The following is a 13,651-nucleotide window of genomic DNA, read 5'->3' as shown; positions in this document are numbered from 1 at the left end:
CCACCTTTGCCCCGAAGCTATCTGAGGCGCAGACATTGCAAACCCTTCAACAACTTCGCTCCGGCCAACTTCACGGCACCACCCGCCTGAAACTATGCGAAGACCTGACGACCTTCCCGGACGAAATCTTCGACCTGGCCGACACGCTGGAAATCCTCGACCTGAGCGGCAACGCCCTGACCTCCCTGCCAAACGACCTCCCACGCCTGCGCCGCCTGCGCGTCCTGTTCGGCTCCGGCAACAACTTCACCGTCCTCCCCGAACCCCTCGGCGACCTGCCCGAACTGGAGATGATCGGCTTCCGCGGTTCGAACCTGACCGAAGTCCCCGCCGCCGCCCTGCCACCGAAACTGCGCTGCCTGATCCTGACCGACAACCACCTCACGACCATCCCACACCAAATCGGCACCTGCGATCGCCTGCAAAAGCTGATGCTGACGGGCAACCGCCTTACCGCCTTGCCACAAACCCTGACGCAATGCCGCCGGCTCGAACTGCTGCGCATCGCCGCCAACCAATTCACCACCCTCACAACACATCTGCTCGATTTGCCGCGCCTGTCCTGGCTGGCCTGCGCCGGCAATCCCTTTACAGCCGCAGCCGAAGCCGAAAGCCTCTCCCGCTCGCCATCCCTGGCCTGGAGCGACGTCGAATTGGGCGCAAGGCTGGGCGAGGGCGCCTCAGGCCATATCCACCAGGCGCGCCACGCCGGCCACGACGTCGCGGTCAAACTGTTCAAAAACGCCATGACAAGCGACGGCCTGCCGCTGAGCGAAATGGCCGCCGGCCTGGCAGCGGGACACCATCCCAACCTGCTGCCGGTCATCGGGCGTGTCACGGGTCACCCGGACGGCCGCGAAGGCACCGTCATGCCGCTTCTGGAGCCGCGCTTTCGCCCCCTGGCCGGCCCACCCAGCTTCGACAGTTGCACGCGCGATATCTATGCCGCCGATGCCGCGCTCGATGCCGCATCCGTCATGGCAATCGCCCTGAGCGTTGCCCGCGCCGCCGCCCATCTGCACGCCCGCGGCATCCTGAACGGCGACCTGTACGCCCATAATATCCTGTTTGACGGCCACCAGACCTGGCTCAGCGACCTGGGCGCAGCCTCCCTCTACGACACCGCCGCGCCGCACGCCCGGGCCCTGCAAAGCCTGGACGTCCGCGCCTTCGGCTGCCTGCTGGAAGAACTGGCGGCCATCTGCGACGATCCCCTGCCGCGCGCCTACCACGACCTGACGGCCGCCTGCCTGAGCGACGACAGCCGCGACCGGCCCGTGCTCGGCGATGCCGTTTCCGTACTTGCTTAAGACTGCGACCTTGCCCGGCCTGCTACGCCGTGTCGATTACCCTTTGCTATGAGCGCCAACCATATCCTCAACAATTTTCTGCGTTGCCACACTGACCGTGGTTACCCGGCATAGCAGGTCAATTACCTTTTCTTTGTACTCAGCGAAGCGATAGGTGTTGAACTTCTCACGGATCGTTTTGTCCTTCGGCGTTTTTTCCTTGTACTGGTCGAGCACCCAGTCGATGGCGCTGCGATTACCCAGCCGGTAGGTCCAGGCCTGCTCGGGCACGCCGGTAAGCTTCGTCTCGGAGTCCAATGTGATGACGCTGGTCTCGTGATCGGATTTCAGCTTGACCAAAGGCGTCAGGCCCGCAGCGCGCGCCCTGCTATCCGGCGTATCGATGCGCTCCAGCGCGAACGGTTCCGCTGCCTCAAAGCCGATATGCAGGTCGAGCAGTGTTTGGCCCCAGTCGCGCCATTGCTGGAAATCGTCGTAAAAGGGCAAACGCGGGAATTCGCGCTTTAGGTTGAGTGCATAGGTCTCGCGATAAACCGGATCGTGCAGAACGCCATAGCAATAGGCGAAGATATCGTCCTTGCTGATCGCGGCATTCTTGCCATAGCGCGATTGGAACTGTTTCAGCCCCCAATCGGTAACATTATCGATGCGCTCGCCGTCCGAAGTATAGCAATATCGGGGAAGAAGATTGGATTTCTCAATAGCTTCATAATCTTGGGGACTGTCACCTGCTAGCACTTGAAAAGGCTTTGCTGACGAAGTTCCAGATATCGCAATATAACGCGTTTTTTTGCCGCCATTTTTTCCAAACGTTGACTCATGATCAGTATAAAATATATCATTAAAAGCTTTTACCCAAAGAAAATTCTTACGAACAAATGGACGCCAAGTAGAGTAAACAATATGTGGGTCTATTCGGAGTGAGGTTCGTCGCAGAAATTTTGCCTTTAAATCACGGCTCCATTTTATTGACAAATCAAAATCTTCATCTGCGCTTTGAGCTAAAAATTTCTCTGTAAAATAAGAAGCTTTTTTAGAAAGCGTGGCAGAATCGAAATCATAAACCCATTCATCACGGTTTGTTTTTATACCGCTGACGAAATTCTTGATTATGGCCCGTTCCTGCCCTTTTGCCTTCGCGGCCTTAGTTTTTTTGTCCGCCAATGGAATAAGATTATCCCAGTCATTGTCCGTCAACCCGACCCAATTGTGCTTCTTGTCCGGCTCGATTTGTTCCACACGCAAGGATGACAATTTACTATTCGAAAGAAAACTCAGCTTGTCCTCCGCCGTGTCGAATTCCGGACGGCGGGCGTAGAAGATCTTGTAGCCTTTCTGCTTGTGGCGCTTCACGAAAAACGAAATCGCCACGCCGGTCTGTATACCGAAGACATTGTGCTTGGTGCCGGAGAGTTTCGGATTGGCGCGCACATCACCGCCGAGATCAACGACATAAATCTCGTTAAACTCTTCGGCAACCACCTTGCGAAAGCCGTCAAAGGTGCGGCTGTCGATAAAGCTGCGATTGGTGATCATGCAAAGAACGCCATCCCGGTTCAGGCGATCCGAAGCCCAACGGAAAAAGCGGGCATACATATCGTAGAGCTTCGTCTTCTGCGCCGTCGACTGTCTGATATAGGTTTCCTTGATGCGCTCGTCGATACGCGCGTAGGTACGGTTTTTGTTGTTGTCGTTTTCGTTCTGCTGATTGGCGTTATAGGGGGGATTGCCGATAATGACGCTAATTGAGCGCTGGTTCTGGCGTTTGATCCGCGCCACATTTTCATCTGCGATAGCGCCAAAGAGATCGTGTTGGAAACCTGAATAAATGCCCAATCCGGCAACATTATCGAGCGTATCAACAAAGCATAGGCTGGGGAATTCAGAGAACTGACCAGAGATTGCCGCATAAGTGGCTTCGATATTCAAATTGGCGACATAATAGGGCAGGATGGCCACTTCGTTGGCATGAAGTTCTTCTTTATACTTGTGCGCCAGCTTTTCCGGCTGGCCGCGAAAATGCTCGATCAGTTCACAGATAAAGGTACCGGTGCCAGTGGCGGGATCGAGAATCTGGACATCGCGGTCGATCAAGTGCTTGTCAAAATGCTTCTTGGTCAGCCAGTCGGTACCTTCGATCATGAAGCGCACGATTTCATTGGGTGTATAAACCACACCCAGGCGGTCGGCCGCCTTGGGGTTGTAGACCTTATAGAAATTTTCATAGACGACCTTGAGGAAGGTCTGCTTTTCGCTGTGACTGGTAATCTGGGCGGCGTTGGCGCGGATGGCGGCGTAATAGGGCTCCAGCGCCTTCAGCGTATCGCGCTTGATACCGCCTGTGAAGAACTTCCCCTCCAACTCGTAAAGCGCATGGGCAATGTTATTTTCGCGGTGGAAATCGCCCTCGTTGAACACATGTGTGAAGATTTCTTCGGTCAGAATATGCTGGATCAACATCTCGAATACATCGGCCTCGGTGACAGACGGATTGATGGTTGATTTGGCCTGCGCTAGAAATGCCGCCGCCGCCACTTTGAAGGGGTCGTTATTGAAATAAGCGTCAGTGATGCGTGTGCGCAGGGCTTCCAGCACCGCCGGCAGATCGAGCGTGAACTGTTTGACCGCTTTGCGGAAATCGGCAATTTCTTGACGTTCATAGCTGAAAAATAGTGAGACCAGCTTGCCGAGATATTCGACATCGGTCATCGAGGTACGCATGACCTCCTGACCGTTCTGGTACAGCACTGCTGTGTGCGAGTTCTCGAAAATGATATTGTCGCGTGGATAGCCCTTGGCCAGCTTCTTGCGGATTTCGTCATCCAGATCGTCCGCAGTATCCTTGGCTTCCCAATAACCGAGCGGCACACGCAGATCATGCAGGATAGTGCCATCCGGGCGGATCAGCGTCTTCTGCGTTGATTGAAAACCGTACTGGCTGACAAAGACGAGATTGTTCTGCTTCGACCACGCTTTGAGCAGGTCCTTGAATGCCTCGGAAACAACGCCTTCAGTCAACGTTCCCGAAATTTTCTTAAGAGTATTAAGTTCGTTAAGATACTGATGGATTAGAATTTGGCTCAAGTTCGTACCTTGGTGTTTGAAGCGAAATGCGATCGGGCCACGTCACCGCTCTACTATTTCCAATACTTAGGATTTTTGAATATGCGTCAAGCGCGAATGAAAGTTCCGCAAACTTAGTTCAAGACCGCTTCCTGAAGCTAAACCCCGGCGCCAAAAGGCGCCCTAACTCCGCGGAACCGCTCTGGCCTTTTTTGGGCCGCAGCAACGTACATTTTGACAGACTGTTAGAGTTGGTCGACCACTGCACTCCTTGCTGTCCTGGTGCTGTTTGTCAGTCCTCGCCCAAATCTAGACGGCCACCAGATCAGCGAGCTTAGTCGCGATATCAGCCAGGCTGTCTTCCGCTGTGCTTAGGCCGTTGCGCGACGCGAGCATGGGGCTGACTTCTCGGAGCGCGTCGTAGGTCGCGCCATGCATGATGGGAACGAGTTGGCCCTGCTGCAAAAGCACCGAAAGCTCTTTATCGGCGATGCTTTCGTCTCGGATGCGCTTCAGAAAGTTGGGTGTCACCAACACAATGCCAACTCGTGACTTCGCCAGCCCTCTGTCGATCTCGCGAAGGAATGGCATACCAAGTCGGATATCTTCTTCGCTAAACCAGACTTTGACGCCTCGTGTTTTCAGCATTTCGTATAGGTCTTTCGCGGCCCCTTGCCGGTCGTCCCACGCGTGACAGAGGAACATGTCCCTGAGGTCGAGGGATGCTTGCTTCTCGACGTTTGCACGGACAGGTTCTAGCTCCTGCACTTCGGCATTGGTGTACCAGACGGCCGAACCGGCACGTGCCCACCTGGGCTTCGACGTGCGGCTACTGCCTCCGGTGCTGCGACCCCCGCCACTACCCGACGAAGAAGAGGAGGAACGTGGTGGCGAATAAGACGGCGGAGAGTAAGACGGTTGGAAGAACGAGTCCCGACCTCGGCCCCATCGGCTACTACATGCTGGACAATCCGCTCCCCCGCCCCGTGTGTGCCCTCTCACCGGTGCCGTACATCTAGCCACGTGCAACTCCCCTTTTTTGTTGACAGCAACTACGGGTAGCGGATTCGTTCGAAGAGTCGAGCCCTATACGGTGTAGAATTACGGTGACAGCTTATGGAATGCCGATTTCCTCTTCGGGCCAACAGCGGCTTGTGTCGCATTTCGGTTCCAATATTACGCCACAAAAAAGGACCGCCGAAGCGACCCTTTTCCTGAAGCTCAACCCCGCCACTTAACTCCGCAGAACCGCCCCGGCCTTTTGGGCAGCCGCGATGACCTTCTGCGACAGGGCGTCGATTTCCGGCTCGGTTAGGGTCTTGTCGGTCGGGGTCAGCACCACCTCGACGGCCAGAGACTTATGACCGTCGGGCACGCCCTGGCCGGTATAGACGTCGAACACCCGGGCATCACCGATCAGCGCCTTGTCGGCGCCCTTGATGGCGCGGACCAGATCGCCGGCGGCGGCCGTATCGGCCACCAGGAAGGCGAAGTCACGCGTCAGCGGCATCAGCGACGACAGCGTCAAAGCGCCGCGCGACTTGCCCGACTTGGCCTTGCCGACTGGCAGGTTATCGACGCGGATCTCGAACCCGACATAGGCGCCGTCCAGATCCATCGCCTTCAACACCGCCGGATGCAGCTCGCCGAACTCGGCAATCACCTGCTTGGGGCCCAGTTGCAGCCGCGCCGACCGGCCGGGATGCCAGTGGGCGGCATTACTGCCCTGGACCAGGGACAGCGACGCCACCGGCACCCCCACCGTTTCCAGCAGCGACAGCAGGTCACCCTTCAGCGCGAACAGATTGTCTTCGCGCGCATTCGTCCAGTGCCGCGCCTTATCCGGCGCGCGCAGGGCGGCGATGACCGGCTTCTGGTCGCCGGGCTCCAGGCCAAAATAGACCGGCCCGATCTCGAACAGTTGCACGCCGTACTGGCCGCGCGACGCATTGCGGCCGGCGGCTTCCAGCAGGTTCGGCAACACCGCCGGACGCATGCAGTTCAGCTCCGAAGCGATCGGATTGGCCAGCACCAGCGCATCAGCGCCACCGCCAAACAGCGCGGCCCAGTCCTGACGCATGAACGACCAGGTCACGGCCTCGCTGTAGCCCAAAGCGGCCAGAGCGCGGCGGGCGGCACGGGCCTTGGCCTGTTGCGCCGTCAGCACGCCACCGGGGCGCGGCGGGATCGTCGGCAGCGGCGTCGCCGGCAGCTTGTCGAACCCATAGATGCGGGCGATTTCCTCGACCAGGTCCGCTTTTCCGTCCACATCGCGGCGCCAGGACGGTACCGACACCGTGCCATCGGAGGCCACACCAAAGCCCAAAGCCGTCAGAATCTTCGTAATCTCGTCGGCCGGGACATCAAGGCCGGTCAGCCTTTTGACATAGGCCGGATCGAAAGCCACGTCGGGACGGCGCGCCGGCGCTTCACCCGCCACCACAACCTCTGAAGGCTCACCACCGCACAGCTCCAAGATCAGCTTCGTGGCCAGTTCCAGACCCGGCACGGCCGACTCCGGATCGACCCCACGCGCGAAACGATACTGCGCGTCCGAGAACAGGCTCAAGGTCCGGCCGGTCTGCGCCGTGCGGATCGGATCGAACCAGGCGCTTTCCACGAAGACGTCTGCGGTAGCTTCATCGACCTTGGTCGACTCGCCGCCCATGACGCCCCCCAGGCCGATCACGCCCGACGAATCCATGATGGCGCACATCTCGCCGTTCAGCGCATAGGTCTTGCCGTCCAGCGCTTCCAGTTGCTCACCATCCGGCGACAGGCCGGCGACGATCACCGAACCGCTCAGCTTGCTGAGGTCATAGACGTGCAGCGGCCGGGCGCGGTCGAACGACAGATAGTTGGTGATATCGACCAGGGCTGAGATCGGCTTCAACCCGATCGACTTGAGCTTGGCCTGCAGCCATTCCGGCGACGGGCCATTCTTCACGCCGCGGATCACCCGGCCGGCGAACACCTGACAGGCCTCGCCATCGACCTTGATCGCAACCGGGCAGGCGAACTGGCCCGGTACGGCGGCGATGGGCGCATCCTTGAACGCGCCCAGACCGGTGGCGGCCAGGTCGCGGGCGATACCATGCACCCCCAGCCAGTCGGGACGGTTGGGCGTCACTTCGAAGTCGATCACCGGCTCGGCGCCGAAAACCACGGCGGCAGGCGTCCCGACTTCCAGAATCATAGAAATGTCCAATATTCCGTCGTGATCGTCGCCCAAACCGAGCTCGGCGGCCGAGCACATCATACCGTTCGACACGACGCCGCGGACCGGCTTTTCGACCAGCGTGACCCCCAGCCCCGGTACGTAAGCACCGATCGGCGCATAGATGGTGGTCATGCCGGCGCGGGCATTGGGGGCGCCGCAGACGATCTCCTTGCGGCCGTCGATCGTATCGACCTGCAGCACCTGAAGCTTGTCGGCATTGGGGTGGCGAGCGGCTTCGACGACCTTGGCGACGCTGAACGCCGTCAGCGCCTTGGCGGGATCGTGGATGTCCTCGACCTCCAGCCCGGCCATGGTCATGGCGGCGGCAACGGCATCGATATCGGCCGTGGTGTCGAGATGGTCTTTCAACCAGGAAAGCGAGAATTTCATTTTATGAAACTTTTGAAAGAGTTAGTTCAGGCCGGACGCGCTGTTCGGAGCGGCGAAGGCCGAGAATCCATAGTGGTTCAGCCAGCGGGAATCGGCGGCGAACATGTCGCGCAAATCCGGCACGCCGTATTTCAGCATGGCCAGGCGGTCGACGCCCATGCCCCAGGCAAAGCCCTGATACTCATCCGGATCAACGCCACAAGCCTTCAAAACATTGGGGTGAACCATGCCGCAGCCCAGGATTTCCAGCCACGAGTCGCCGTGGCCGACCTTCAACTCGCCCTTTTCCCACGAACAGCGCACATCCATCTCCGCCGACGGTTCGGTGAAGGGGAAGTGGTGCGGGCGGAACTGGGTGACCACGTCGCCGGTCTCAAAGAACCGCGAGATAAAGGTTTCCAGCACCCACTTCAGGTGGCCCATATGGGCGTTGCGGTCGATGACCAGGCCCTCGATCTGGTGGAACATCGGGGTATGGGTCTGGTCGCTGTCGCAGCGGAAGACCCGCCCCGGCGCGATCAGGCGGAACGGTGGCTTGCCCGAAACCATGGTCCGGATCTGCACCGGCGAGGTATGGGTGCGCAGCAGCTTGCGCACGCCGTTCTCGTCCGGATGGAAGAAGAAGGTGTCGTGCATCTCCCGCGCCGGGTGCTTTTCCGGAAAGTTCAGCGCGGTAAAATTGTGGAAATCGTCTTCAATATCAGGGCCTTCGGCGACTTCGAAGCCCAGGTCGGCGAAGATGGCGATCATCTCGTCCATCACTTGCAAGGTCGGATGAACCCCGCCCTTGGCGCGCGGCGCCGACGGCAGGCTGAGGTCGATGCGCTCGCTTTGCAGGCGGGCGGCGAGGTGCGCCGCTTCCAGTTCCGACTTCCGGGAATCGAGCACGGCCTGGATCTGGTCGCGCACGGCATTGATGGCGGCGCCGGTGGTCTTGCGCTCCTCCGGCGGCAGGCTGCCCAGGGTCTTGAGCAGGCCGGAGATACGGCCGGTCTTGCCCAGCGCCGACACGCGCACGGCGTCGAGGGCGGACAGGTCGGGCGCGGAGGCGATCTCGGCTTCGATTTCGGTTTGCAGGTCGGCGTAGACGGTCATGGTACAGGCTTCTTGAAAAGGTCCTGCGTCTTTAGTGCTTACCGCCCAGCCTGTGAAGCGCTTTTTACACCTTAAGCGGCGCCGGTCCGAACGCCAACGGATCGGACAGCGAAGCCCGGCCGTTTTCGACATGACCGGCGAAACGCTGCTCGAAACCATCACCGCGCAACGTCACGTCATACCAGCCCGCCGATAGGGCCAGATCGACGGTCTCAGACACGGTTGCATGGTCATCCGGATGTGGCGGCTGCGGTGCCAGGTTGAAGCGGCGTTCGCTGCCATGGGTGTCACGAACCGTCACCTGTACTGCCTGTGCAAACGACGGATTCTGCAGCGTCAGGACACCGCCCTCTACCGACGCCTCGACACCATAACCCGTACCGGCAAAGCGGCGGAAAAAGCCGTTGGGCCCCAGCAGCCACCAGTCATAGGCGCCTTCCGTGCTTTCGCCGTACGACTTCAAACGCATGTCGTTGAGCCGCGCGTGGTGATAGCTTTCCCCGGCGCCACGGTGAAACGCAACGGCGGCTGCTCCAGATTCAGCCTGTCATACAGATGGAAAACGGCCGATCGTTCAGCGCTGCGGTTACGCAGGTACAGGTATGGAAAGACCTCCACCGGTTCCCAGGCAAAATCCGCCGTCAGGTCGTAAGGCGTCGCCCGCCTCAGCCTCTGACCCTGCGCCTGGACCGGCGCCGCCAGGCTGGGCGCCCTCGGTGTCGTGCGTCCACCCAGGCTCCGCGCCTTATCCGCCAGCGACTTCGTGACCGGCAAATGCTGAAAGAACGGTTGATTATTCGGCGTGGCGAAGTCGAAACACGATGTCAGATCGCCGCACACTGCCCGACGCCAGGCCGAGATATTGGGCTCCGCCACACCGAACCGCGTCTCCAAAAACCGGATCACCGATGTGTGGTCGAACACTTCTGACGCGACATAGCCGCCGCGCGACCATGGCGAAACGACATACATCGGCACACGTGGGCCCAAGCCGTAGGGACGGCCGTTATACTTGCCGTCACCGACGTGATATTCCCCGGCGGTATCGATAGCGCTGTGCCCCAGCGGTTTGCCATCGGCATCCAAGGACGGCGGCGCCGGCGGCGGCACATGGTCGAAATAGCCGTCATTCTCATCGAAATTGATCAGCAGAACCGTCTTCGCCCACACATCGGGATTGGCCGTCAAGGCGTCCAGAACGCGGGCGGTATAGTCGGCGCCCTGGGCCGGGCTGGACGGCCCGGGATGCTCCGACCCTTCCGCGGTGGCGACGATCCACGACACCTCCGGAAGCTTTCCGGCCACCACATCGGCCTTCAACGCATCCAGGTCACGCGTACGGATCGACCGCCGCGCCAGATCCATCAAGCGTTGACTGGAGGCCTTATGGGCGGCGCGGTAGGTCTTGAATCCGGCCAGCGGATTATCCGTGAAGTTGTCGTCCATATCCTGATAGACCTGCCACTCGACACCGGCGGCACTCAGGCGTTCGGGATAGGTCGTCCAGTCATAGCCGCCATGGCCGGCGGGATCAGCACTCAGCGAGTCGTACCCGTTATCGATGGCGCCGCCGTTCTTTCCCGTCCAGTGGAACAGTCGGTTGGGGTTTGTCCCGGCGTGCATCGAGCAAAAGTAGGCATCACACAGGGTAAAGGCCTCGGCCAGGGCGTACTGGAACGGCAGGTCGGCGCGCGTGAAGTACCCCATGGCGTGGTTATGCTTGGCATCGGGCCAGCGTCCCATACGGCCATGGTCCCAGGCGTCTTGGGCGTCCTTGAAACTGTGCGGCGTGCCCTCGACACGCATCAGCCGAAAATCCTTGGCGGTGTCGAGCGGGAAGGGGGCGATGAGCGTGTCGGGATCCCCGTCGCGCGGTTGTGCGAAAATCGTCCCGCCCTTGCGCGCGCCGACATCGGCGACCGGAATCGCGAAGCGGTCGCCGAAACCCTGGACGCCGTTCAGCGTGCCGAAATAGTGGTCGAAAGACCGGTTCTCCTGCATCAGGATGACGATGTGTTCGACGTCCTGAAGGGTGCCGGTGCGCACCTTCGCGGGGATATCGAGCGCGCGGGCAATGGCGGGCGGGAGGGTTCCGAGCGTTCCCGCAAGGGCGGCGCTGAGTAGTTGGCGGCGGTTGGTCATGAGGTGTTGTACCGCCCGATCACGACGTCTCTATGAAGGTCAGCCTTCGTACCGGTCTCGCCGTGGGCGCAGGATGTCCATGCGGCTGCCGCCGGCGAACGATTCCGGGAAGTCGGGAATGTCGCTGCGGGTCCGGCGGCCCTTGCGCACCTTGTCCAGAGCCGAGTTGATCGTCGCCGCCGAAACTTCGAAAGGCGCCGTCTTCTTGCGGAACAGGTCGGCCAGGCCGCGCTTTTCCGCCGTCAGGCGCACGGCCTTGTGCGTCGTCGTCACGGGCGTGTCGCGGCCAGCGACTTCGGCGATCAGGCGTTCGGCGCGGTCGTTCCAGGCGCGGATGTCGTCGGCGATGGCTTCGGGATTGACGGACTTTTCCATGGTTCAATCCTTCCAGAAATAGCGGCCAGGTTCCATGGCCAGGATGCGGATCGGACGCGATACGCCTTCGTCGCGCATCAGCTCGTGTTCGACGACCGGCAGTTCCATGAACTTGGCGGCATAGCCGGCCAGGATACCGGCATTGGCGGCTTCCAGCAATGGCCACAGCTTTCGTGTCGCCTGTTCGTTGCGGGCCTGGCGCGCGACGCCGCCGCCGAGTTGCGGGGCGACGAAGGCCAGGCTGTCCAGCCGGCCGGCCAGGGCCTTGGCGATGGCCGCGTTGCCTTTGGCGGTCTCGCCCAGGGCGGCGGACAGTTCACGGTAGATGTAGCTGGCGCTGACCATCTGCGAGACATATTCGTAGGCTGGCGTGGCGCCATACATAAAGGCCCGGGTCATGTCGTCCTGGGCAAAGGTCGCTGCGATGATCGGGTTTGTGCGCGGCTTAGGCGCCAGGGCGCCGACCGGGCCCGACTTGAGCACGCCGCCAAAGGATCCGAGAAACTCGAAATGGACCATGGCTGGGGTCGAGCCGGCACCATCGAAACCGGCAATCACCAGCCCCGTCAGGAACATGCCGGCGCGCGCTGGCAGCCATTCGACCAGGACCGAGGCTGTAGCAAGATCGCGCAAGGCGGCGACCTGCTTTTCCGGAAAGGCAGCACCGTTCAGCATCTGTCCGAGGAAATGTTCCAGGAAAGGTCCGAGATGCTGCTGCAGGAAGGGCGTTAGACGTGGCGAGTCCGGCAACAGGGCGCGGCCCACCGGCTGGCCCTTGGCATCGCGACCGGCAAACATCACGTCTTCGGTCAGGCGGGCCAGAGCCTGGGACGCGGTCTCAAGACTGACCGACTTGCCCTCTTCCCAGCCAAAGGTCTTCAACCGGTCGCCATAGTCGAGCACGAAACTCAGCATATAGCGGGCAAAGCTGATCTGTTCGGCCTTATCGTCGCCCTTGACCTCTTCGCCGGCCAGGAAGCGGATCAGGTCCTGAGCCTGGTCCTTGACGGGACCGCGCCGGCCGGGGCGGGCGCCTCGAAACTGGCTGACGACGGAGGACCATGGCAGACCGGCGAAATCGCCACCGCCATAGACCATGGCAGCGACGGGGCCGGCTTCGTTGAGGATATGAATCTTCTCAATCCCGCCCTGCGACACGCTGTGCCCGCTGCTGGTGTCAAGGATGGTCACGGCGCTATCCGCGCCCAAGGCCACCGCTTCCAGATTCATCAACAAGACTTCGCTTGTCATCACCGCCCCACACTTGCTTAAGGCGACATTAACAAATGCGGCGGCGATGGCAAACAAAAACCCCGCCAGGGGGACCTGGCGGGGTTTGAGCTGTAACCTGAAAGTTCGCTTACGCGGCCAGGGCCGTGCGGACCTTTTCGGCGATCGCCTTGAAACCGGCTTCGTCGTTCATGGCGACGTCGGACAGAACCTTACGGTCGATGTCGATGCCCGCCACGTCCAGGCCGTGGATGAACTGCGAATAGGTGAAGCCTTCGATCCGGGCAGCCGCGTTGATGCGCTGAATCCACAGGCTGCGGAAGTTGCGCTTCTTGGTGCGGCGGTCGCGGTAGGCGTATTGGCCGGCCTTGTCGACAGCCGCCTTGGCGGTGCGGATGGTATTCTTGCGGCGGCCATAGAAACCCTTGGCGAGCTTCAGGACCTTCTTGTGTCTGGCGTGCGAAACGACGCCTCTTTTTACGCGGGCCATGTGTGGTGCTCCCTCTTAGGCGTAAGGCATGTAGGATTTGATCTTGATCGTATCGGCGTCCGACATCACCTGCGTACCGCGGTTTTGACGGATGTACTTGCCGTTGTGCGAGATCAAACGGTGGCGCTTGCCGGCGACGCCGGCCTTGGCCTTGCCAGAGGCAGTAAAGCGGAAGCGCTTCTTGGCGCCCGACTTGGTCTTCAGTTTTGACATTTCGATTACGGCCGGTTAGGGCCGCCCTTCTTAGGGGGTGATGACACCGCCCAGGCATGTCATGGGCCTGGCGGGTCGGAAGAACGCGGGGCATTACAGGAAAAGCCCCGGTGTGGCAAGGAC

General features: G+C 60.4%; 11 protein-coding genes. 1 reads left to right on the top strand and 10 read right to left on the bottom strand.

The window, feature by feature from the left end; all coding sequences use genetic code 11:
• On the top strand, positions 1 to 1,310 hold a 1,310-nt coding region (locus ABI_RS12280), incomplete at its 5' end, for a leucine-rich repeat-containing protein kinase family protein (RefSeq protein WP_309545682.1).
• A gap of 36 nt (positions 1,311 to 1,346) precedes the next feature.
• Here ABI_RS12280 and ABI_RS12275 read toward each other — a convergent pair.
• The 10 genes from ABI_RS12275 to rpmI all read right to left on the bottom strand — a co-directional run bounded on the left by ABI_RS12275 (position 1,347) and on the right by rpmI (position 13,528).
• Positions 1,347 to 4,394 carry a type ISP restriction/modification enzyme gene (locus ABI_RS12275; protein WP_006273319.1) on the bottom strand — a complete coding sequence of 1,016 codons (3,048 nt, stop codon included), beginning with the start codon at positions 4,392 to 4,394 and terminating at the stop codon, positions 1,347 to 1,349.
• Positions 4,395 to 4,682: 288 nt separating this feature from the next.
• Positions 4,683 to 5,078, bottom strand: coding sequence for a toll/interleukin-1 receptor domain-containing protein (locus ABI_RS26260; RefSeq protein WP_280959740.1), 396 nt, complete (start codon positions 5,076 to 5,078; stop codon positions 4,683 to 4,685).
• A gap of 529 nt (positions 5,079 to 5,607) precedes the next feature.
• Positions 5,608 to 7,983, bottom strand: coding sequence for a phenylalanine--tRNA ligase subunit beta (gene pheT / locus ABI_RS12265; RefSeq protein WP_006273316.1), 2,376 nt, complete (start codon positions 7,981 to 7,983; stop codon positions 5,608 to 5,610).
• Positions 7,984 to 8,004: 21 nt separating this feature from the next.
• Positions 8,005 to 9,078, bottom strand: a complete 1,074-nt coding sequence (gene pheS, locus ABI_RS12260) for a phenylalanine--tRNA ligase subunit alpha (RefSeq protein ID WP_006273315.1) — start codon at positions 9,076 to 9,078, stop codon at positions 8,005 to 8,007.
• Between the two features lie 64 nt (positions 9,079 to 9,142).
• Positions 9,143 to 9,547 carry a phospholipase domain-containing protein gene (locus ABI_RS26255; RefSeq protein WP_006273314.1) on the bottom strand — a complete coding sequence of 135 codons (405 nt, stop codon included), beginning with the start codon at positions 9,545 to 9,547 and terminating at the stop codon, positions 9,143 to 9,145.
• Positions 9,538 to 11,220, bottom strand: a complete 1,683-nt coding sequence (locus tag ABI_RS12255) for a phosphocholine-specific phospholipase C (protein ID WP_006273313.1) — start codon at positions 11,218 to 11,220, stop codon at positions 9,538 to 9,540. The genes ABI_RS26255 and ABI_RS12255 overlap by 10 nt, the downstream gene beginning before the upstream one ends.
• Positions 11,221 to 11,259: 39 nt before the next feature.
• Positions 11,260 to 11,595 carry a hypothetical protein gene (locus tag ABI_RS12250; RefSeq protein ID WP_006273311.1) on the bottom strand — a complete coding sequence of 112 codons (336 nt, stop codon included), beginning with the start codon at positions 11,593 to 11,595 and terminating at the stop codon, positions 11,260 to 11,262.
• A gap of 3 nt (positions 11,596 to 11,598) precedes the next feature.
• Positions 11,599 to 12,846 carry a hypothetical protein gene (locus tag ABI_RS12245; protein WP_040309210.1) on the bottom strand — a complete coding sequence of 416 codons (1,248 nt, stop codon included), beginning with the start codon at positions 12,844 to 12,846 and terminating at the stop codon, positions 11,599 to 11,601.
• A gap of 109 nt (positions 12,847 to 12,955) precedes the next feature.
• Positions 12,956 to 13,315 (bottom strand): 50S ribosomal protein L20, encoded by a 360-nt coding sequence (rplT, locus tag ABI_RS12240; RefSeq protein WP_006273309.1) that lies wholly within the window; start codon positions 13,313 to 13,315, stop codon positions 12,956 to 12,958.
• A gap of 15 nt (positions 13,316 to 13,330) precedes the next feature.
• On the bottom strand, positions 13,331 to 13,528 hold the full coding sequence (gene rpmI, locus ABI_RS12235; protein ID WP_006273308.1) for a 50S ribosomal protein L35: 198 nt from the start codon (positions 13,526 to 13,528) through the stop codon (positions 13,331 to 13,333).
• Between the last annotated feature and the right edge of the window lie 123 nt (positions 13,529 to 13,651).

Source organism: Asticcacaulis biprosthecium C19, assembly GCF_000204015.1.
Taxonomy (GTDB): domain Bacteria; phylum Pseudomonadota; class Alphaproteobacteria; order Caulobacterales; family Caulobacteraceae; genus Asticcacaulis; species Asticcacaulis biprosthecius.
This window is presented reverse-complemented; position numbering and strand designations above follow the sequence as displayed.